Source organism: Methylomonas sp. ZR1 (assembly GCF_013141865.1).
GTDB lineage: Bacteria > Pseudomonadota > Gammaproteobacteria > Methylococcales > Methylomonadaceae > Methylomonas.
The window spans coordinates 115,064-136,811 of sequence record NZ_RCST01000001.1; the positions used below are offsets into that span (position 1 = coordinate 115,064).

Consider the following 21,748-nt stretch of genomic DNA (forward strand, 5'->3'; position numbering starts at 1 on the left):
CTTGTTGTCAGGGCGCACCATAGCGTACCCTGACAACAGGCTGTTTCATTAACTTGTCGGTATTTCCGTCGCCGGCTGGTCGAGCAATTTGATGCCGGTCAATTTGCTGAAAAAACTGGCGGACCGTTTGGCCACGCTATCGCCGCCATCGATACCGGTTTGATGGGTGTTTTCAAACACCACAATGGAGTGCGGCTCCACGGTATACCAAGGTCTGCTCAGTGCTTTTTGCTCGGTCGGCTCGATAATGTCTTTGGGCGATGTTTGCGCGGTATCCACGGCCAGACACCAGCTCTTGCCCTCAACCTCCGGTAGCTGCAGGTTGTGTTTGCTGTCGGACATGTTCATTATTGCGTGCAGGTCGGGTTCATCTTTGCCTAATGCCGCCAGCGTAAAGGCCAGAATCCGCGTGTTCGGGTCGTCCCAACGCGGCGGTTGATCTACTTCCAGGCCATGCCAGCTGATGTCGGCCATATCCTTATCTTCCATTTTTCGGCCGGTGAGGAAGTTTCGGCGCATCAAGGCCGGATGGCGTTTGCGCAAGCGGATCATCTGCTGCACAAAATGCAGCACGTCGGCATTGTCCTTGGCTTTATCCCAATTCAGCCAGCTTAATTCGTTATCCTGACAATAGCAGTTGTTGTTGCCTTGCTGAGTGTGCAGAAATTCGTCGCCAGCCAGCAGCATCGGTACGCCATGGCTAAGCAGCAAAACCGTAAAGGCGTTTTTCACCTGTTGCCGCCGCAGTTTGACTATGGCCGGGTCGGGGGTTGGGCCTTCCACGCCGCAGTTGCTGCTGAGATTATTACTGCAACCGTCTCGATTGTTTTCGCCGTTGGCGGTATTGTGTTTTTCGTTGTAGCTGAACAAGTCTTTTAACGTAAAACCGTCGTGGCAGGTGACAAAGTTAATGCCGCTGATCGGCAAGCGGTGCTGATGTTGATAGAGATCGCTACTGCCGCAAATTCGGGTGGCCACTTCGGCGATGATGCCGGTGTCGCCGCGCAGAAAACGGCGAATTACGTCGCGGTAGCGGCCGTTCCATTCGCCCCAGCGGTAGCCGGGAAAGTTGCCGACTTGGTATAGTCCCGAGGCATCCCAGGCCTCCGCAATCAGCTTGGTTTTAGCTAGTTGTTCGGATAGTTCTATGCCCCAGACCAGCGGTGGATCCTGCAGTACGCTGCCGTCTTCGCCGCGCGCCAACGCGCTGGCCAGGTCGAATCTAAAGCCGTCCACATGCATTTCCCGCACCCAGTATTCCAGGCAGCTGATGATGAAGTTGGTGACCAGCGGGTGGTTGGCGTTCACGGTGTTGCCGCAGCCGGTATAGTCGTGAAAGATGCGTTTGTCGTGCTTGTCGGTCAAATAAAAGCTGTTGCCGGTAATGCCTTTGAAATTGATGACAGGGCCGTCCGCGCCGGCTTCGGAGGTGTGATTGAACACCACGTCCATGATCACGCCGATGCCGGCCTTGTGCAACGCTTTCACCAGATCGCGGAACTCGCGGATATGCGTGCCTTGTTCCGGCGTGACGCAATAGCCGGGATGCGGACTGAAAAAACTGTGCGTGCTGTAGCCCCAGTAGTTTTTCAAGCCCAGATCGGCGGTATGCGGCGGCACGTCTTGCTCGTCGAAGGCCATGATAGGCAGCAGTTCGACATGGGTAATGCCCAGCTTTTTCAGGTAAGGGATTTTTTCGATCAGGCCGATAAAGGTGCCGGGGTGTTTAACCTTGGCGGAGGTGTGACGGGTAAAGCCGCCGACATGCAATTCGTAAATAATGGCTTTTTCGCTGCGAATAGCCAGCGGTGTGTCGCCTTCCCAGTCGTAACGGTCATCTACCACCACCGCGCGCATGGCATGTTGGCTATTATCACCTGGCTTGCAGGCGGCGGCGCGGTTCCATAATTTATCGCTGATTGCGCGCGCCCAAGGGTCCAGCAATAATTTTTCGCGATCAAACCGCAAGCCCGACTCGCGCGTGTTGGCGGGGCCGTCGATGCGCCACGCATACCAGGTGCCGACCGGAAGTTCTTCGACAAACACGTGCCAGGAGAAAAACGTATGGTTTTTCTCTTTTTGTAAGGGTATGACTTGTAAAGGTTTTATGCTGTCGGATTCGGCAAATAACAGCAGTTCCACGTCCGTCGCATGGCGGCTGGAAATGGAGAAGTTGACGCCGCCCTCGCTGACCCGGGCGCCGTGAGGATAGGGACTCCCTGACTTTAAACTGTATGGTTTGTGCATGCCCTTTACCGAGAAACTGTGAATTAGTCCTGATTTTACTGCATATAAGGGCTGCGGGCCTACGCCTTGCGTAAATAATCGACAACGGTTAGAGTCTATAAAGCCTGGTCGCTGCGGGATACGTCGCGGAGTGTCCGCTACCCACAGGATAAAACCTAGTCACCCGACCCGTTAACATTGCCGATGGCCTTTTCCTCCTCACCGTCTCAAGTCCGCATGCCGCTTTCTGCGGAGGAAATGCGGGCTATTAGTCTGGAGATTAGCCGGGGTTTTGCCCCGCGCCGGTTTAGAGCGGGCGCGGCGCGGTTGACGAGTACCGGCTTCTCGCCGCAAGAGTTGTTAAGCATTAGTCAGCAGATTAATCGCGAATTTGCCCCACCCCTGCAACGGGCTGCCGCCCAAGTTGAAAGCGCCAAGCTGGTGGCGTTGCCGGTCGATCCGGAACATATCCATGTCTATTGGCAGTTGGATGAAGCGGATCAGGCGTCTGTGCCGCTTGCCGAGCCACCGGCAGATGCACAGCCTTTGACCTTGCGCGTTTACAGTCATCCGGCGTCGCCCAAAGCGGTCTCGTTGCCGGCCGAATCGGCCAAAACCTGGTTCGATGTGCCGGTTGCCGCCGAACGCAGCCAACAGCAGATTACGCTGCCCAGCGGTGACACCTGCATCGCCGGGATTTACCAGGTGGCGATTGGTCGGCTCAGTGCTCAGCAGGAATTCAATCCCTTGGCGTATTCGCAGGCTGCCGCAGTCGCGCCGCAAGTGTCGCCGATGACGGAAAGGCTGTCGCCGGCGATGGCGCAGTTTATAATGCTGCCTTCCCAGGCGTCTTCGGCGCTTGCCGTAACCGCGTCCGGCCAACAAAACTAATTCCGCGATGAACAAAGGCTATCTCAGCATCGTTTTGCATGCCCATTTGCCCTATGTGCATCATCCCGAACACGACAGTTTTTTTGAAGAAAACTGGTTGTTCGAAGCCATTACCGAATGCTATTTGCCCTTGTTGGCGATGCTGGAACGCTTGCATGTTGATCAAGTGCCGTACCGGCTGACCTTGTCCTTGTCGCCGACACTAATGACGATGCTGCGCGATCCCTTGCTGCAAAATCGCTATCTGCATTATCTGCAAGGCCGGCTGGAGCTGGCGGAGCGGGAGTTGGAACGCACCCGCAGGCTGCCGCAGTTTGAGCCGCTGGCGCAGATGTATATGCAGTGGTTTCAGGATGCCTTGCATCGCTACCAGCACCGCTATCAATGTGATTTGCTGACGGCGTTTCAACGGCATCACAGCGCGGGCTGCCTGGAGTTGATTACCACGGCCGCCACCCACGGTTTTTTACCCTTGTTAAATGTCAGCCCGGTGTCGGTGCGCAATCAAATCGGCGTGGGTATCGCCAGCTTTAAGAGCCAATTCGGCTTTGCGCCCAGCGGATTTTGGTTGCCGGAATGCGGTTACTATCCGGGCCTGGAACAGGCGCTAAAAGCCGAAGGCATCACTTATTTTTTCGTCGATAGCCATGCAGTCATGGACGCTGATCGGCCGCCGCTTCATGGCGTGTATGCGCCGCTGGATTGCGGCAATGGCGTGGCGGCGTTCGGCCGCGATCCGGCATCCTCGCGGCAGGTGTGGAGCGCCGAGGAAGGCTATCCGGGGGATGGCGATTATCGCGAGTATTATCGCGACATCGGCTTTGATTTGCCCCTGGAATATATCGCGCCTTATATTTTGGACGGCGAAACCCGGATCAATACCGGCATCAAGTACTACCGGATTACCGGCGCCAAGCAAACCAAGCAGGTGTACCAACCGGAGCGGGCCAAGCTGAAGGCGCGCCAACATGCCGAGGATTTTATCCTGCGCCGTCAGCAGCAAATTGACGCGCTGACTGCGGAAATGCCGCAAGCGCCGCTTATCGTCGCGCCTTACGATGCTGAACTATTCGGCCACTGGTGGTTCGAAGGGCCTTTATGGCTTGAACAAGTGTTACGCTTGGCGGCCAGCAGCGAAAACGGCGTGCAGACCGTCAGTTGCGGCGATTATTTACAATTGCCGTTGCAGCATGTGCAGGCCAGGCCGGCCGCTTCCAGTTGGGGCGAACATGGGTATTCCAGTTACTGGCTGAACGAAAGCAATGACTGGATTTATCCCCTGTTACACAAGGCCGCCGCCGAAATGGAAAAGCTGGCCAACGATTTACGCAGTTTTACTGTGAGTGATTTACAGCAACGGGCTTTAAATCAAGCCGCCCGATCATTGTTGCTGGCGCAGTCTTCGGATTGGCCGTTTATCATGAAGGCCGGCACCACTATCGATTATGCGCGTAAACGCATCACCGATCATTTGGCCCGTTTTAATTATCTGCATGATGCGATTCGTAAAAACCGTATCGATGAACGCTATCTGACCGCGCTGGAAATCATGGACGATATTTTTCCTGACATCGATTTTCGCCATTATGCCGCCTAGACAAAGGCCCGTTTTGGGCACTGCTTAACCCAACCTCCAGGGGGAGCTATGGATAACATCCAATTGTTGTATGTAGCCAATAACGTCACCGGCAAAGCCGCCGCCTGTCAGCAATCCTTGCAGTTTTTGATGCGGGTGGCCGACCTGGATTATCACAAGCAAGTTGACGTGCTCTGGGCCGGCGAAGATGGCGTCTGGCATGTTTTGCCGGCCTTATTCAACCGTAAGGCGGAAGACGGGCAGGAGTATTGGCAGGCCGACATCGTATTTCCGCCGCAGCCGCATGCCGACATGCCCGGCGACATTCGTTTTGCATTGCGTCTGCAAGCAGCCGGCAGCGAATATTGGGACAACAACGAAGGTGGCGATTATTTCAGCGGCGCGGGTAGTGGTGCTAGATTGACCAACGCCGCGGCCATGCTGCAATTAAGCCACGCCGAACAACTTCAGGACGGGCAACATTCCGTGCCGGTCAAACTGGCGGTGGACGCTGCGCTGGAAATAGACCATGTCACGATCCATTGGACTATCGACGATTGGCAACACAGTCATACCACCAGCTGCCGCCGCCAGGCGCAAAGAAAGTCTGCCCATAAAGCCATCTACGCCGGCTTGCATCTTGCGCAAGTATGGAACGGGCGGATCAGGGTAGGGGATGCTTTTCGTTTGCAATACAGCATCTGCTGTGAAAGCAAACAGCAACGGCTGTGGGATAACAATGCCGGACAAAATTACGCGCTAAGCCGCACGCCGCTACGGCTGTTGATTTTGAATCTGCATTGTTACCAAGAGGAAGACCAAGACCGGAAATTTTGGCAAATTGCTAACGCTATCGACGAGTTGGGTGCGGATGTCGTTTGCTTACAGGAAGTGGCCGAGTATTGGAATGACGGGCGCGGCGATTGGCCGTCCAATTCTGCGAATATCATCAACCAGCGCTTGCCGCAACCGTTTCATCTGTACACGGATTGGTCGCACCTGGGGTTCGACAAATTCCGCGAGGGCGTGGCCATTCTTAGCCGCTATCCCTTTATAGAGCAAGAGGCGCGCTACGTGTCGGATAGCCACGACGCCTACAGCATTCATTCCCGCAAAGTGGTGTCGGCGCGGATCAAGGTGCCTTATATCGGCACCCTGGATGTGTTTTCCGCGCATTTAAGTTGGTGGGAAGACGGCTTTCAGCAACAATTTCAACGGCTATCCGCGTGGGCGAACGATAAACGCAGCGCCGAGGTGGATGCCACCTTGCTATGCGGTGATTTCAATATCGCCGCCGGTTCGACCGGTTATCAACTGGTGGTCAACGGCCATCAATACGAAGATCAATATCTGGCCGCCAACGCCCCGGCCTTGTTTGAACAGATTTTTCGGGTTAACGATGCGCATTGGCGGGATTATCTGGCTGACGATTATCGAATCGATTACATTTTCATGGACAGGAATAGCGGCTTGCGGGCCAGCTCGGCGCGAACCGTGTTCACCGAGCAGGATTACGGGCCGGTATCGGATCATTGCGGCTATCTGTTAACCTTTGAGCCGTTATAAACTGAATTGCAAAGGGGCAACCTCTAAAAATCCCCTTCCCTCAGGGAGAGGGCTGGGGTGAGGGATGTAAACAATGGATTTTAATCCCCTCATCCCAACCTTCTCCCTGAGGGAGAAGGAGGTTTTTAATGTTTTGAGGTCCCCGTAGGCGATTTTACAATTAAGATAAAGCTTGTTTAATTAGGCAGCACCATATGCAAGTAGCAGAACATTACGCCAAACCGGTATTTGGCAAATTGGGCGGTTGTTTTCAACGCGGTAACGATTTTAGGGAAACCTTCGACGTGCGCTGGGGCAAGATAGACTTTCATCTCTCGCACGGCATCGCCGCTAATTTGAAGGTGGTGCTGAAGGTGTATCGGGAGTCGATTTGCGAGACCTATATCGTCGACACCGATGCTTATGACGTGGAATGGGACAAGCATAAACGCTCGACGCGGGATTTTTACGTGATGCCGTATTCCGGGCAATTTGGCAAGATCAGCTGCATCAAGTTCTCGTTTATCGTGCATTTGGGTGAGCATTCCATCGCCTCGCGCCATGAGTATATTTTTATGGACGGCGACCAGTTACGGGACAATCACCCGCAGCAGCGCCATATTAACGAAAATTGGGCCACGCCCAACCATTTCCGCAGTTATGAGCTGGACCCAGGTCAATTGCAGAGTGATGTGGATTGGTACAACCATCATTTCGATTCCCTGCAACTGACGCCTAAATTCACCAAGGGTCAGCAATTTCATCCTTACCACCCCAAGCGTTTTATTCACGATCATATCGATAAAGTCATCGCGGCCAAACACAGTCAGCCCGACCGTTTGTGCACCATCAAAGTCAGCGTGGATTGCATCGACGACGGCGATTTTATCAACCACTTGATTCACGCCAGCCAGCAGGGTGTGTGGGTGCAATGCATCGTCGATTGGCGGAAAATGACGCTGACCAATAGCCAGAATTATGCGCGCCTGAAACGCTCCGGCATTGAACTGGTGGGTGTGTTTTGCACCCCCAAACACCACTTGATCGAAGTCGAGCCGGACATGCACACCAAGTTCGTGATCTTCAACGACGAGGATTGCATCATCGGTTCGTTCAACATCACTTTTGATCGCTGGTGGGCGAATTGGGAATCCGGGATGAGTTTTCATTCCAAGGGCGTGTGCCGCTTGCTGGATAACATCTTCCAGAGCCAGCGCGGCGGCGTGATTCAAAAATATGGCGTCGATCCGCTCAGTCCATTCAACTTGTTATATACCTTTGGCCGCCACACCATGGCTAATGGCAGAGTGTATCGCCCGCATCACGCCATATTGGCGGAAATTCATCGCGCCCGCCGTTCCTTGAAACTGTGTTTGTTTTTAATCGGCGACTTGCTGGGCGACCATCACGACAGCGTGGTCAACGCCTTGATCCAGGCCCGCGACCGCGGTGTCGATGTGCAACTGCTGTTCAACGGCCACTTGGCTCGTCAAGGCAAAATCGGTGTCGAGCGCAGCATGGCCGACGAACTGGCCCGGCCGCTGTTGCCGGCCGTGCAACGTTTGCGCGATGCCGGGATTCGGGTGGGTCTGGTCTATGGTCAGGACGATCTGCCGGTGCCGTACTCGCCCATCCACAGTAAATACTGCGTGATCGACGATTACATCGTCATCGACGGCAGTTTCAACTGGTACAACACCTCGGTGTTTTCCCACGACTTGATCGTGGTCGCCGCCAACCGCGACGTGGCCCAGCCGTATTTGTACGAGTTTGGGCAGATTCAGCGTTTGTTTAGGGTGTTTTATTGATCGGACGCTTGACAGGTATTGATTTGGTTCCATAATGGAATCCGCTTTATTTTTCAGGTGAGCGTTATGGCAACCTTGACCCTAAAAAACATCCCCGATGATTTATACGAACAGCTAAAAGCCGCAGCGAAGCTACACCACCGTAGCATTAACAGCGAAGTCATTTACTGCGTGGAAAGGATCATCGATCCGCACCGAATCAGTGTCGATCAGCATCTAGCTCAGGCTCGGCAACTGCGCGAGAAAACCGCGCATTACCTGTTAACCGACCAGGACATCGATCAAGCCAAATCCGCCGGCCGGCCATGATTGTTGCCGACACCAACACGATTGCTTATCTTTACCTCAATAGCGAAAAATCCGCACAAGCCGAACAACTGTTAAGACGGGAGCCGCACTGGCTTGCACCCAATCTCTGGAAAAGCGAATTTCGCAATGTCTTGGCTTTGTATCTACGCAAAAAACTGTTGACCTTGGACGATGCCTTACGGATTGTGCGCCAGGCCGAAACCTTGCTGCAGCAAAACGAATACGAAATCTCCTCCGTCCAGGTCTTGCAATTGGTGGCCGGCAGCAATTGTTCGGCTTACGACTGCGAATTCGTCGCGCTGGCCAAACTGTTGAACGTCCCGTTGATTACCGCCGACCGAAAAGTGCTGCAAGCCTTTCCGGCAATTGCCCGGACGATTGAGGGATTTTTGGCAAAAGGTGAGTAAAATAAAAACCCAGTTGAATCTGCAATAAAATGAAAAAATCCAGTAATAAAATACCATTCGGTTTGCACAAGGACATCCTCGTAGACGTTTCTGGCGTTAAGTCTGGGCTTGCCTGTAATTGTGTATGTCCATTTTGTTTTAGAAAACTACAAGCAAATAAAGGATCAAAAAGGGACCATTACTTTTCACACGATCCCAATGAACATGAAATTGAATGTGAGTTTTCTTTTGAGACATTAATTCATTTGATGGCAAAACAAATTATTGAAAAACATAATTTTATAGTATTGCCTGAGCTTAAAATATCCATGTCTATGGAGGATGATGATGGGGTTAACCATTCTGAAGAAGTTCAGGTTTTTGAAGAAACTAATTTAATGTTCAGTCGCGTTGTTTTGGAGCAGCGTTTAGGCGAAATTCGGCCCGACATAATCGGATACACTGAAGGTCAACAACCGTTTTTGATTGAAATAGCTGTTACTAATTTTTCAAGTTCTCAAAAAAAGCAGAAAATTAGAAGCCTAGCTTTACCTGCAATAGAAATAGATCTGTCGGATGTTCGTGACAACGTTACTGAAAATGAACTGACAGAATATGTAATAAAAAACTCAGAGAAAAAAAAGTGGCTATCTAATCCAAAAGCTGTACAAGCAAAGAAAGATCTAGAAGAAAAACTAAAGGCAAAAATTGACGAAGAAAATAAAAAAATCGCCAACAGAATAATAAGTCTTCAGTCGACTTCAAGTCAAAAGCCTAATAAAACAATATTCGTTGTTCGGGACAAAAAATCCACTAACTCTCTCGGTGGAATCAATCATTACGATCCTAGATGGTTTGTTTGCGAAGCTTGCAGGTACTTATTTTCGAAATCTTTAATAGAAGCACCTTATTTAATTAGTACTATTCAATGTCCAGAATGTGGATTTGATGTGTTAACAAGTACATAACACCAATCATTCGGATAAAGAAATGGCTAAAAAATCAAAATCTGCCTACGTCTGCACCGAATGCGGTGCCGATTTTCCTGGCTGGTCCGGGCAGTGCAATCAGTGCGGGGCGTGGAACAGCATCAAGGAAGTGAAGCTGAGTAGCGGTAAAACCGCGCGCGATAACTCCGGTTATGCCGGCAGTCGCAGCGAAGTGCGTTTGTTGTCCGAAGTCAACCTGGCCCAAGCCGAACGGATTTCCAGCGGTCTGGCCGAGTTCGACCGGGTACTGGGCGGCGGCATTGTCTCCGGTAGCGTGGTGTTGATTGGCGGCGCGCCGGGCGCGGGCAAGAGTACCATTCTGTTGCAAGCCATCGCCCATATCGCCCAGCAATTGCCGGTGTTGTACGTGTCCGGTGAGGAATCGCTGCAACAGATTGCTGAGCGCGCGCACCGTCTGCAATTGAATACGGCTGGCATCAAGATGCTAGCGGAAACCTCGGTGCAACAGATTTGCCAAGTCTTGGACGAGGAACAGCCCAAAGTGGTGATCATCGATTCGATTCAGGTGATGTACACCGCCGATTCCGATTCGGCGCCGGGTTCGGTGTCGCAGGTGCGCGAATCCGCCAGCTATCTGACCCAATATGCCAAACGTACCGGCGTGTCGTTTTTCATGGTCGGCCATGTGACCAAGGATCAATCGTTGGCCGGGCCCATGACCTTGAGCCATATCGTCGATGCGCAAGTGGTGTTGTCGTCCACCGACGATTCGCGCTTTAGAGTGTTGCGCGCCGACAAGAATCGCTTCGGCAGCGTCGGCGAACTGGGTTTTTTCGCGATGGAAAGCAGTGGCTTGAAGGAAGTGAAAAACCCGTCGGCGATGTTTTTATCGAGAGCGGAAAAGCCCTCGCCGGGTAGCGTGGTGACTGTGCTGTGGGAAGGCACCCGGCCCTTGCTGGTGGAGATTCAGGCCCTGGTCACCGAAAGTCAGTACGGCAATCCGCGCCGGTTGGCGGTGGGTTTGGATCAAAACCGGCTAGCCATGTTGCTGGCGGTGTTGTCGCGCCACGGCGGGATTTTTACCGGCAACGACGAGATTTACGCCAATGTGGTCGGCGGTATCAAGGTGTCCGAAACCAGTACCGACCTGGCAATTATGGTCGGTGTGGTCTCCAGCCTGCGCGACCGGATTATTCCTTACGACACGGTGTTCTTCGGCGAGGTGGGTTTAAACGGTGAGATTCGCCCGGTCGCCAACGGTCACGCTAGGCTCAACGAGGCGGCCAAGCACGGTTTTAAACGGGCCATCATCCCGAAAAGCAACAAACCCAAGGATCCGGTGAAAAACTTGCAAATTCATGCAGTCAGTAACATTCAAGAAGCGCTGGCCGTGCTGGCGGATTTATAATTGCTGCCCATAATCAATGCCAAACTTCGTCAGGGAACGATATGAAAAACACAGCAGTCGTCAACGCTAAATTTGGCCGTAACGATCCGTGCCCATGCGGCAGCGGCAAGAAATACAAAGCCTGTTGTCTAAAACTGGCCGAAGCGGCGGCGAGGCCGGTTATACCCAGTGTGGACGACGCCTTAAAGCAAGCCTGGCAAGCCGTGGCCCGGCGCGATATGGCGGGTACGTTGCATGGGTTTCGGCAAGTGTTAGCGATCCAACCCAATCATGCGGAAGCACTGGCCGGATTGGGACAGGCTTTGTGTTGGCAGCAGCAGCGCCGGGAAGGCTTAGCCTATCTACAGCAGGCCGCTCTTCAACTGGAAATCGACGCTCAGCAAACCCGCAATATCCGTTTTATGCTGGAGCTGGCCGAACAATTGCATCACTGGGGCGATCTGGATACCGCGCTGAAACTGACCGAATTGGCGGTTAAGCTGGAACCTGAAAATCCTGCCGCACTGAATAATCGCGCCCTGTATTTGACGCGGGTTAATCGATTCGAAGAGGCTTTGCCGTTTGCCAGCAAGGTTTGCGAATTACGCCCCGACGATCCAGCCTGCAATAACATGCTGGCGGTGTTGGAGGCGCATTTAAACCGATTGCCGGCAGCCAAGCAGCGCTTTCAGACCGTAATAGCCGCTAATCGCAATATGCAGCAGACTGCACGTGCCTGGCAGGAGTTGGTAGGGGTGCTGGATAAGCTGGAAGAATATGAAGCATCGTTTGCGGCTTGCCAGCAAGCTAAGGCTTTGTATAAGCAATTACCTGAAATCAGCTCGCTTGACGCCGGACAAGTGTTTCGTGCGATTCAACGTAACAAGCAGGGCTTTGATCAGGCGTTATTGCATCGATGGGCGCTAAGCGACTTTGCCGATAACTTACCGGTGCCGACGTTTCTGCTGGGCTTTTTGCGTTCCGGCACGACGTTGACCGAGCAAGTACTGGCGGCGCACCCCGAGGTGTTTACCTCCGATGAAAATGATCTGATTCATGGTTTGATTCAAGAGCTGCAAAGGTTGAGTGGTGTGCGAGAAGACATTCCGGCCGCCCTCCGCCAGCTTGGTCTGGATGATGTCCGGAAGTTACGTGCGTACTATTGGCGGCGGGTTGGCGAAGAATACGGCGCGGATGCGTTGAATAAATGCTTTATCGATAAAGTGGCGCTGAATAGTATCGATATAGGCTTGATTAGCTGCCTATTTCCGGAGGCCAGGATTATCTTTGCGCTACGCGATCCGCGCGATGTGTGTCTGAGTTGCTTTCAACAGGCGTTTAAGCCGTCTAGCGTGACAGTCAATCTACTGAGCTGGGAAGGTGTCGCCAAGCAATATGCCGCTGTGATGGATCTGTGGCTGTACATGAAGCCGATGATGCAGCCGCGTTATATGGAATTGCGTTACGAGGACACGGTTAACGATTTCGAAAACAGTTTTCGCCGGGTGTTTGAGTTATTGGATTTGGAGTGGGTGGCCGAAGTTAGCGCGTTTCACGAGAAGGCTAAGGGCCGTTACATTGCCACGCCGAGTTTTGCCGCTGTCGCTCAGCCGATTTATTCGCGCTCGGTGGCGCGTTGGCAGCATTATGAAAGTTTTTACGAACCCGTGTTGCCGATCTTGGCGCCGTATATCGATGCGTTCGGTTACGAATGAAGCGAATGGGCAGGGTTGTTCAAGCTTTTTGATCAAGCAGGCTAGATTCTAGCGGATGTAGAAGTGGAGCTTCCGTGCCCCCGGTCATCCTTGACCGACACCGATCCAATTTCTTGCTGATTAACCTGGCCCTTGATCACACTGGTAATTAAGGGCGCCGGGTTAAAAATCAGCTTTAAGTGACATAGATACGTCTCAGACGTTTTCTGTGGTTTTGCGTTTGCCGAAACCGACTAAGCCGGCCATCGCGCTACCGAACAGCCAAACTGCACCCGGCACGGGTACCGGTGATGCGGCGGCGGAGATGGTAGCGGTATAGGCCAGATTGGCGCCGCCTACCGTGCCGTCGTAACCACCCAAAATCAGTGTGTAAGTACCGGCAGTCAGGAAACGGGTCAGCGTCGCGGTGGCGGTGGTGCCTTGAGTGGCTGCGAAGGCCCAGGCGTTTGCGTCAACCAAACCCAGCGTTGTGCCAAGTGGGCTGGCAGCCATGGGATTTAGAGCACCGTTGTTCAGGTATTCTTGATGACGACTGCTGCTACCCGCGGTATCCCAGCCGCTCCACAAACCAAAAGCCGGGCGCAGATTGGAGCCGTCCGACGATACGGTGATAGTCACTTCTGCGTCGGCATGCAGTTCAAACAAACCGTAATCGGCGGTATGCCCCCAGTTTGTCGCGCCGTCTTTATAAGCTTTGGCGCCCATGCCTATGCCGTGGCCGCTGGCGGTTTGCGAGTTGGCAACGCCGCCGTCATTGTGGATCATCGCTACCCAGGTGGCGGGCAAATTGCCAATATAGCCTGGATCGCCGGCAGACCATGGGCCTGCGGCAGAACCGTCCGGTAAGGGATCTCCGGAAGCTAAATTGTAGGTTACGTGAGCGCTAGCCATGCCGCTGATCGACATTAACGCGCCCATGGCGCCGGCTAATGCTAGTTTCTTAAAGGTTAAGTTTGCAGTCATTTTGGATCTCTATCGAATCAAATATATGAGTGTAAGCCTGTTGTTAAACAGTGCTTGGTGAGGAGATTACCGTTGTTTGGCGGCAATCCCGCTGGGTAATTAAGCCGCTAGTGCTTGTTTGCGGCGGCCGAAACCGATCAAGCCGGCCATCGCGCTGCCGAACAGCCAGACTGCGCCTGGAACAGGCACTGCCGAAGTGGTAACCAGTACGTCGTAGGTTACGCCATCGAGCGCGCCGCCACCGTGCGCGCCTACAACCAAGGTATAAAAGCCATTGGTGTGCAACCCGGGTGTGCCTGTGGCATTCCACTCGGCTTGGTCGAACACAAACGAGTAGAACAAGGTGTCGGAAGTGCTGCTCATGCTGGCTGTCCAGATAGCTTCGCCCAAGCTTGAGCCTTGCAGGCCCGTTTCGCCGATTGTGGCAGCCGCGTTACGGTCAGATGTGGAACTGCTGTCCACATTGCGATACAGGGCCACGTCCAATAAGCCGTTAAATTGGCTGTAATCGGCGTCGTTTTTCACGGTAATGGTGGTTTTGATATTGCCCGCGCTGGCGCAGTTAGCGCTTGCTGTGTTTGCGCCGCAGCTAATATGAATCAAGCCATAGTCCAGTCCCAGGCCGGTTGATGCCGAATTGCCTGCTACCGCTAAGTAAGGATGGTCGCCATCAGCCGGTAGGTCGGCCATGATGGTGCCCCAGGTGGCGGCGTTGGTGCCGCCGTTTTTGTCCGAGTAAGCTTTCCACAAGCTACCGATAGTGTTGGTGCCGAAGCTAGGGTTTGAGCTAATAAGGTTTGCTGTCAGTGCGCCATCGTTGTCTGTAGCGCTGGAGCCGGTATGTAATTCGCGTTTGGTGAAACCTGTAGCTGTTGTATGCTGACCTGAATACCACATATAGGGCAGGTTGCCTGCTACTTCTGTGGCTGTCTCAGCCGCGGTACCTGTGCCCGGAATTAAGGTGTTCGCGTTTAAGTCGCCGACTGTATAAACGTTGGTACCGTTGGCGACTCTATTGGTGCCGTTGGAGTTTGCAGATACACCGTCTGTACCGTTGATGCTGTTGGCGATGCCGAAGCCGATGGCGGAGTTACCGGAGGCTACTGTGCCCGCGCCGGTCAGGTTGTAGTAAGAGTGCGCGAATGCTTGACTGGAAACAGCCGCCAGGCCAGTTGTCAAAATAGCTGCTATAGCCGTTTTATGAAAGATCATGATCGTCCTCTTTGTTATTGGAATTAAAGGTAACAGCGAAACTGACAAAACTTGACCAACAGCAGCGAGCCAAACTTTGCCCTCGCCCATGGCGCGCATGGGGGCAATCCGGCCTTCTTTAAATCGTTTTTTAAGAACCGTGATTTTCCGGCCCCGCCTCACGACGGGTGTGGCAAAGCTTGCTTTCAGAGATTTGCTCATTCCGCCAGCGGCAGACATGGCAGGGATAGAGACCTACTAACCGCTTTTCGGAAAGCAAACCACGAAGCAAGTACACTAGTTAAAGCGAATAGTGGGCCAACTTAATAAAATATATAAATATCATTGTATTGCTGCTTATTTTGCCTGGGATGGCATGAGTGAGCTGCGGGCGAAATTCAGCGAAATAGCTCATACGCTTATTTTAAATAACACAGTTCAATTGCTGGGAAATAATCCCCGCTTGGTGGTGAAGTTTGTTTTGGTGGATTTGATTAGGAATTTCTTTCTTTTCTAGTCGTTTATTGTTAGGTTGTTGCGCCGCTCATTGGGTTGGCACGAGATTTTTCAGTGGAGAGATGTATGCAAAAAACCGATAAAACCCCGCTGTGGGTGTTCCTGGCCCTGTCCAGTATAGAAACCCGCAAAGGCGCGTTACTGTTGATCTGGAGTAGTATTGTTTTTACTCTTTACTGTGTGCCTTGGCCGCTCTATTTCGATGGCAATGGCTGGGTTGCCAAATTATTTTTGATCGACGATTGGGAATGGTTTGCGATGATGCTGCCTATGACGTTTTGGTACTGGCTGAGCATGAGATGGGTGGATAAAAACGGCGGCTGGCGTTTGGCTGGTGCGTGATATGCCGCACTATTTTTTGGAGGCATGATTCGTCAGATCGTGACGCTTGTTCCTAAAAGATTAGCTCGTAGATTATCTTTCGATCTTGTAAGCGGCGAGCTTGATTCCGTATTTGCTCTGGCACCTAGTGGTTGGAGTGAAGGTTGCTATCAAAAATCGATTGAATACTTAGGTGGCCGCCATCCAGGTTTGATCGGCTTTCCACCTTGGTAAGCAAGCGCCGGTAGTATCTAGCGGCGATGCTTTCTTCAATTTAGTGTTGTTTCTATGCTTTCACACATTCTGCCTAAAGCCGAAATATCCATTCGCGAAAACCTGCGGTGGTTATACATTCTTAGAAATTTGATGCTGTTTGCCGTTACGGTGGCGGTGTTTATTGCGGTGAACGGCCTGGGTATTAATTTGCCTCAAAACCAGCTGTGGCTGGCGATTTTTGCGATTTCCATACTCAATCTGTACACCTGGCTGCGGCTGAGAACCCCGGAAGAAGTTACCGAGCACGAGATTTTTTCGCAAATATGCATGGATGTACTGGCGTTGGCCTATTTACTTTATTTGACCGGCGGCGCGTCAAACCCGATCATTTGGGTGTTTCTGCTGCCTTTGATTGTAACTGCCATCATGCTGCCGCAGGCTTATGCCTGGAATATGGTGATCATTACCTCCTGCGTGTATACGGTGCTGATTGCCTACAACGTACCCTTGCCGGCAGTCGAGCCGCACATGGCCCATCCGGCGATGACGGAGATGACGCCGGAAATGAGCCTGCAAATGCATTTGATGAACGACCGGCGTTATTTCAATCTGCATGTATTCGGTATGTGGTTTGGTTTTGTGTTTAGCGCCGGCTTAGTCGCTTTTTTTGTGGTCGAACTGTCCAAGACCTTGAAAGAGCGGGAGCGTAATTTAGCGGATGCCCGCGAGAGTGCGCTACGCGACGAGCGCGTGGTGTCCCTAGGCACCTTGGCGGCCAGCGCCGCGCATGATATGGGTACGCCGCTGGGGACGATCGCCATTTTGACGCATGAGATGGCGGAAGAGCTGTCGGCGCATCGCTATCCGGATCTGCATCAGAAACTGATGATTGTGCAGCAGCAGATTGATCGCTGCAAACAAGCTTTGTCGGTGATGTCGGCCTCCGCCGGCGAGATGCGGGCGGAATCCGGCAAGGTGATGCTGGTGAGCGAATATATCGATGAAGTATTAGGCCAGTGGCGCACGCATAAAGCCGCTACCCGGCTCAAGCTATTTATTTCGCCGAATGTGGATATGGAAGCGCGCGTGATTGCGGAACGTACGGTGACTCACTCCATCATTAATATCCTAAATAACGCTGCCGAGGCATCGCCGGTCGATGCGGGCATCGAGTTTCATGTGGAATGGGATGACGAAACACTAAACTTGAAAATCCGGGATTTCGGTCCAGGCTTGCCGGCTGAATTTATCGAGTTTGCAGGGCACCAACCGGTCAAGAGCAATAAGCAAGGTATGGGAGTTGGCTTGTTTTTGACTTATACCACTATCAAGCGACTCGGCGGTAAAATACAGTTCAGTAATTTAGAGTCGGGCGGTGCTTGCGTTGAAATCAGTTTGCCGCTTTTAGCTAAGGAGAGTATGCATGAACCAATTACCTATGGATAAGCCCAATTTATTGCTTGTCGATGATGACGTCACCTTTTGTTCGGTGTTGAAGCCGGCGTTGGAAAAGCGCAATTTTCAAGTGACTGTCGCCAATGATGTTGATACGGCAATGAAACTGGCGGAGCAAACCGAGCCTGAATACGCGGTAATCGACTTGCGGATAGGTTTTGACTCCGGTTTGGAAATGGTCAAGAAACTGATTTCTTTAGATGACAATACCCAAATCGTCATGCTGACCGGCTTTGCCAGTATTGCCACTGCGGTGGAGGCTATCAAATTGGGCGCGATTCATTATCTGACCAAGCCGGCGAATGCCGATGAGATTGTTAGTGCCTTATATAAAAACGAAGGCGATGCCTCGGTAGCGATCAGCGACAATCCGCTATCGGTGAAGCGCTTGGAGTGGGAACACTTGCAAAAGGTGCTGATGCAGCACGACGGTAACATCTCTGCCGCCGCCAGAGCATTGAATATGCACAGAAGAACCTTGCAAAGAAAGCTGGAAAAACGGCCGGTAAAAGAGTAGGTGACCAGCACCATTTAGGAAAGGAAGATATTATTTTTGTATTTATTACAATTAATCGTTGCAAAGCTAATATTTCTGAGTATAATGGGCGGCTCATTCAGGGGGTCGTTAGCTCAGCCGGTAGAGCACCGCACTTTTAATGCGATGGTCGTGCGTTCGAATCGCACACGACCCACCATCAAACGCTATATAAATCAACCAGTTAGCTTTCGCGGGCAGCTGGTTTTTTTATGCTCAAAATTTCCTTGCGTGACTTTTGCGTGACCTGGGATTTTATCCTAGCCAGTTTTTGCTCTTTTCAGCACGGTAAGCGAAACACCACTTCCCATGTCGCAAATACTGTTTACCGCATCAATCAATTCTTTCAGCTCAGCCGAAGAATAGTGCGTGGTAACATCCCCCGTCGTATGATGCAAAAGTACTTTACGTGTTTCAAATGAAACCCCTGCGGCTCTTAATCGTCTTCCAAAAGTGTGCTTCAAGTTATGAGGCCCCTTATTGAAAGAACCATTGCAAGGCAGACTTGCATTTTTCCAGGCATTTTTCCATGCCGTGGTGTGCATACGTTCCAAACGTTTTTCTTTATAAGGAAAAACATACCTCGAATTAAGTCCTCGCTGCCCATCCACGACCGACTGGGCGATACGGTTTAAAACCACGATTTGATCTTCCTTATTTTTTTCGCCCGGCCAAATACCATCGTCATAAGCAACCGGTTTGCCGGGTGTTATGAAAATCGATGTATTTAGAGCTGGAACCTTAACTTCCCAATCCCATCTCAGCCAGCAAACACCCTGTTCTCGCAGACCTGTGTTTACTTTAAAGAGCGCCATCTTGTGAAGATAATCAGGCATCAGCTTGAAAAATCGCCTCTGTTCTTCCCAGGTCAATGGATAAGGTTCGGCAGAATCTTCCCAGTCCGGTAGTTGTAACAGAGGCGGAGTATCAATCCAGGGTAGATTATTTTCATCCCTCCAAACTCGCGCTGAAAGCGTGAGAATTCGCCTAACAACAGCCAAATCTCGTGCAACTGTTCCGCTTTTTATCCCCTGCGCCTTTCTAGTTTCGATGTAGGGTTGAAGCGTACCCATATGCACTTTACTGATGTCCATATCGCCAATGAATGCATCCAACTGCTTAAGGCAATCTGCATCCCGATCCAAACTGCGCTTGGTTGATTCATTGAGGAATTTCGTCGCCGCCATTCGAAAAGTCCTGACAGGCCTTACGCCGTAGACGGAGGCTTGCCGGATTTCTTCAATTTTGCGGGCGAGATACTCTTCCGCTTTGCCAAGGTCGCTTTCTCCAGTGCTTTCGCAAAGGCGTCGACCTCGGACTTGTTTGTCGATGTGCCAGCAATCGCCACGTTTGACGAGTCCCGGTGTTTTTTTGCGTCCCATGATGAACCTCCATCAGGTTGATCAAGACGCCCGTTGCGGGCGATATAGTCGTCTGCCCAGGCGTCCAAGTCAAGCCTATCAAATGCAATACCCTGCTTGCCGATTGGTATTTCGGCAAGCAGGGGACGCACAAGGTTATTAAATCGATTTCTGTCCATGCCTAAATAAAATGCCGCATCTCTTAACCTTATGAGCCTCGGCAATAATTTAGAGATTTTTGGAACTGATTTGCCCATAAACCAGATACTTAAAAAATGCTCGCCATATGCATGTTGGGAGTTATTTGGCTTTTATAAGCTCTTTACAGACGCCACACCGCTCAATATGATTCGGGCGGGCGCGCAGCAAATTCCAGCAATTACAAACAGGACATCGCGTCAGTTCAATCGTATTGGCTTTAAGCTCTTCAACAATCACACCGGTTTCGGAAAAACCAAGTTGGCTGATCGGGTGTATTTTTTTGAACGCATCAAAAGCATTGATGACTTTGTAAATTTCCACCTGTTCAACAACTAACTCAGCATGCCTATAACAAACTGCAAAGGCTGTCGCCTCCTTGTATTGCTTGTTAGTTCGCGTGAGCGCGTGGATCGATTGCTTGTTATCACCGGATCGCGCAGAAATCCCATGATATTCACGATAAGCTTTTCGCAGCCATTTGATTGAAAGGGTTGTTTCTTGATGAATCATGGTAATACGGGCCTTGCGCTTGATGAGTTCAAGGGCCAGTGTTTGTTGCTTGTAGTTATCTAACATGACCAACCCCCCTTTACGCTGCCGTGAAAGCCAACAACAAATCCACCAGATCATGGCGCCGCTGTCCAAATCCCTGAATAAATTGCGAAGTAAAGCGTGGCGCAAAACATAAGCAGCCAGATCGAGCCAGTGTTTGCATCTCGTCCATGGACAAATTCGCAATTGCCAGACGCAATTTTTCATCGGCAACCCCCATGATCAACAGCGCTTGTAGGGCATTCTCTCGGGCGAGTGCCCGCACCTTTACCAGCCAAGCCAAATTCAGATCGTAGAGCTCTTGATCAACCACGTCCTGTTGCCGGCTCATCAATCGCTCAATAAATTCATCCACATGGGTCAAATCATCTTGCATGATGGCTTCAACAGCAGAAGTCATATTGACCACCCGCAACTTGCTTTTTAGGAAGTCAGCCCCGAATTCGTTTAGTAGTGTGAAGATAGCTTCCTGAAAAAATCCTGTGGCGATGGATTCGACCGCTTCAAAATCCAGCGTCAGGCATTCGTTGCGTAAAAAACATTCTTGCGCCCGTTGCACCAACTGCTTGCCATGGCAGGCTTGGGGTGTTTTCAGTTTAGTGAGGTGTTTGATTACGACATACATAACAGTCTCCTTGTCGGTGGTTAAGATGTCGATAACCGTGAACCTGAGGCTAAGGTGCGTTGCCAGCCACTACAAGCCGCTTTGTTGCGGCGTATGTTTTTTTCAGCCCAAACCTCACATATTGGGCAGCGTTGATAAAATTTCGGCAATGTATTCAGCACGATATGACGGGACTGACAGGTTGCACACAGCACAAGTCGACTTTCACGACTATTAACCTGCTGAATAAGATGCCAGGCACGGTTGATACCCAAGAAATTACCCTGGTCACTGCTAACGTCTAATCTATTGTCATTAAAAACACGCCCAACAGTCTCAAGGTACAATCCATAGGCCGTCATGAATCGGGTGGCGTGGGCAGGTTTCTGCGTTACGAGTTGAGAGAAGTCGGAATACATACCCAGGAAAATCGAAGCATGCAGTGCATTCATCGATGATCGTGCAATCCAATAGGAATCGTAAGGCAACATGCCAGACTTAGAGGGGCAGTGATGGACTTCCTTGTACAGGCGGATCGCCACTTTTCGACCAATGCCGCACAGATGCTGAACAACTGGCGGCCTAGCGCCTAATCGAATGAGTTTGTTGGCCATGGAAAGGGTTTCCAAAAACTCAGGCAACGCAGTTTCGCTGGGTAACCGGTACATTTAGGCACCCTCCCCGTTGTTATGAGTGGGCAATAACAATGCGCTATGCAGGGAAAGCGCTATATGCTGTGGCGTCTTTAGGGGTAATAAGCGAATCATTGCCCGACTGTTACTCGCCAATTCCCGAATCTTTTCCAGTGTCAGTGTTTCCATGATACTGAGTTGTTTCTGATTCAAACCAAAACGCCAAGCGGCTTCCAGCGCATTGCTGCGGACAGCCTCGCGGGCCAGCATCAGATATTCAAAATTGAGTCGGGATAAATCCTCTTCCAGTGTCGACATTAGCGTTATCTCTGCGTCAAGTGGTTGCTTTAGGCGATATGCTAGGGGGATCAATTGGAAAAAGCTCACACGGAAAGTGGTCTGTTTTGG

Annotated in this window: 21 protein-coding genes, 1 tRNA gene and 1 riboswitch; of the genes, 14 read left to right on the plus strand and 8 right to left on the minus strand. The window is 51.5% G+C overall.

The window, feature by feature from the left end; translation table 11 throughout:
• Positions 1–48: 48 nt before the first annotated feature.
• Entirely contained in the window at positions 49–2,247 is a 2,199-nt protein-coding gene (glgX, locus tag DDY07_RS00540) for a glycogen debranching protein GlgX (RefSeq protein WP_171694382.1), read from the minus strand.
• 216 nt (positions 2,248–2,463) lie between these two features.
• Here glgX and DDY07_RS00545 point away from each other — a divergent pair, with 216 nt between their 5' ends.
• The 9 genes from DDY07_RS00545 to DDY07_RS23790 all read left to right on the plus strand — a co-directional run bounded on the left by DDY07_RS00545 (position 2,464) and on the right by DDY07_RS23790 (position 12,793).
• Positions 2,464–3,117 carry a DUF4912 domain-containing protein gene (locus DDY07_RS00545; RefSeq protein WP_171694383.1) on the plus strand — a complete coding sequence of 218 codons (654 nt, stop codon included), beginning with the start codon at positions 2,464–2,466 and terminating at the stop codon, positions 3,115–3,117.
• Positions 3,118–3,124: 7 nt separating this feature from the next.
• Positions 3,125–4,714 (plus strand): glycoside hydrolase family 57 protein, encoded by a 1,590-nt coding sequence (locus DDY07_RS00550; RefSeq protein ID WP_171694384.1) that lies wholly within the window; start codon positions 3,125–3,127, stop codon positions 4,712–4,714.
• A 48-nt stretch (positions 4,715–4,762) separates the two neighbouring features.
• The gene (locus DDY07_RS00555; RefSeq protein ID WP_171694385.1) at positions 4,763–6,259 is read left to right on the plus strand and encodes an endonuclease/exonuclease/phosphatase family protein; all 1,497 of its coding nucleotides are present in this window, start codon (positions 4,763–4,765) and stop codon (positions 6,257–6,259) included.
• A 194-nt stretch (positions 6,260–6,453) separates the two neighbouring features.
• Positions 6,454–8,046, plus strand: a complete 1,593-nt coding sequence (locus DDY07_RS00560) for a phosphatidylserine/phosphatidylglycerophosphate/cardiolipin synthase family protein (RefSeq protein ID WP_171694386.1) — start codon at positions 6,454–6,456, stop codon at positions 8,044–8,046.
• A 66-nt stretch (positions 8,047–8,112) separates the two neighbouring features.
• Positions 8,113–8,355 carry an Arc family DNA-binding protein gene (locus DDY07_RS00565; RefSeq protein ID WP_171694387.1) on the plus strand — a complete coding sequence of 81 codons (243 nt, stop codon included), beginning with the start codon at positions 8,113–8,115 and terminating at the stop codon, positions 8,353–8,355.
• A complete protein-coding gene (locus DDY07_RS00570; protein ID WP_171694388.1) occupies positions 8,352–8,762 on the plus strand; it encodes a type II toxin-antitoxin system VapC family toxin in 411 nt (136 codons plus the stop codon). The genes DDY07_RS00565 and DDY07_RS00570 overlap by 4 nt, the downstream gene beginning before the upstream one ends.
• Positions 8,763–8,791: 29 nt before the next feature.
• On the plus strand, positions 8,792–9,709 hold the full coding sequence (locus DDY07_RS00575; protein ID WP_171694389.1) for a hypothetical protein: 918 nt from the start codon (positions 8,792–8,794) through the stop codon (positions 9,707–9,709).
• Positions 9,710–9,731: 22 nt separating this feature from the next.
• Positions 9,732–11,099 carry a DNA repair protein RadA gene (gene radA, locus DDY07_RS00580; protein WP_171694390.1) on the plus strand — a complete coding sequence of 456 codons (1,368 nt, stop codon included), beginning with the start codon at positions 9,732–9,734 and terminating at the stop codon, positions 11,097–11,099.
• 41 nt (positions 11,100–11,140) lie between these two features.
• On the plus strand, positions 11,141–12,793 hold the full coding sequence (locus tag DDY07_RS23790; RefSeq protein ID WP_216614689.1) for a sulfotransferase: 1,653 nt from the start codon (positions 11,141–11,143) through the stop codon (positions 12,791–12,793).
• Positions 12,794–12,988: 195 nt separating this feature from the next.
• Here the strand turns inward: DDY07_RS23790 and DDY07_RS00590 are convergent, their stop codons facing one another.
• The gene (locus DDY07_RS00590) at positions 12,989–13,756 is read right to left on the minus strand and encodes a hypothetical protein (protein WP_171694391.1); all 768 of its coding nucleotides are present in this window, start codon (positions 13,754–13,756) and stop codon (positions 12,989–12,991) included.
• A gap of 99 nt (positions 13,757–13,855) precedes the next feature.
• Positions 13,856–14,968 (minus strand): hypothetical protein, encoded by a 1,113-nt coding sequence (locus DDY07_RS23980; protein ID WP_253734365.1) that lies wholly within the window; start codon positions 14,966–14,968, stop codon positions 13,856–13,858.
• 99 nt (positions 14,969–15,067) lie between these two features.
• A riboswitch (cyclic di-GMP riboswitch) is annotated at positions 15,068–15,152 on the minus strand.
• Positions 15,153–15,529: 377 nt separating this feature from the next.
• On the opposite strand from DDY07_RS23980, the gene DDY07_RS00600 reads away from it, so the two are divergent.
• From DDY07_RS00600 to DDY07_RS00620, 5 genes are all read left to right on the plus strand, one after another.
• Positions 15,530–15,805: a hypothetical protein gene (locus DDY07_RS00600; protein WP_020483075.1), complete on the plus strand. Its 276-nt coding sequence runs from the start codon at positions 15,530–15,532 to the stop codon at positions 15,803–15,805.
• Positions 15,806–15,829: 24 nt separating this feature from the next.
• On the plus strand, positions 15,830–16,018 hold the full coding sequence (locus tag DDY07_RS00605) for a hypothetical protein (RefSeq protein WP_171694392.1): 189 nt from the start codon (positions 15,830–15,832) through the stop codon (positions 16,016–16,018).
• 54 nt (positions 16,019–16,072) lie between these two features.
• A complete protein-coding gene (locus DDY07_RS00610) occupies positions 16,073–17,446 on the plus strand; it encodes an ATP-binding protein (protein WP_171694393.1) in 1,374 nt (457 codons plus the stop codon).
• On the plus strand, positions 17,424–17,972 hold the full coding sequence (locus DDY07_RS00615) for a response regulator transcription factor (RefSeq protein WP_026603562.1): 549 nt from the start codon (positions 17,424–17,426) through the stop codon (positions 17,970–17,972). Before DDY07_RS00610 ends, DDY07_RS00615 begins: the two co-directional genes overlap by 23 nt.
• A gap of 102 nt (positions 17,973–18,074) precedes the next feature.
• Positions 18,075–18,150 (plus strand) — tRNA-Lys (locus tag DDY07_RS00620).
• A gap of 100 nt (positions 18,151–18,250) precedes the next feature.
• Here the strand turns inward: DDY07_RS00620 and DDY07_RS00625 are convergent.
• The 5 genes from DDY07_RS00625 to DDY07_RS00645 form a co-directional block, all read right to left on the minus strand.
• Complete coding sequence (locus tag DDY07_RS00625; RefSeq protein WP_171694394.1) at positions 18,251–19,372, minus strand: tyrosine-type recombinase/integrase; 1,122 nt, start codon at positions 19,370–19,372, stop codon at positions 18,251–18,253.
• 279 nt (positions 19,373–19,651) lie between these two features.
• Complete coding sequence (locus DDY07_RS00630; RefSeq protein WP_171694395.1) at positions 19,652–20,128, minus strand: FlhC family transcriptional regulator; 477 nt, start codon at positions 20,126–20,128, stop codon at positions 19,652–19,654.
• A 13-nt stretch (positions 20,129–20,141) separates the two neighbouring features.
• On the minus strand, positions 20,142–20,729 hold the full coding sequence (locus DDY07_RS00635) for an STAS-like domain-containing protein (protein WP_171694396.1): 588 nt from the start codon (positions 20,727–20,729) through the stop codon (positions 20,142–20,144).
• Between the two features lie 20 nt (positions 20,730–20,749).
• On the minus strand, positions 20,750–21,376 hold the full coding sequence (locus DDY07_RS00640; RefSeq protein ID WP_171694397.1) for a FlhC family transcriptional regulator: 627 nt from the start codon (positions 21,374–21,376) through the stop codon (positions 20,750–20,752).
• A complete protein-coding gene (locus DDY07_RS00645; RefSeq protein WP_171694398.1) occupies positions 21,377–21,658 on the minus strand; it encodes a flagellar transcriptional regulator FlhD in 282 nt (93 codons plus the stop codon).
• Positions 21,659–21,748 lie beyond the last annotated feature (90 nt).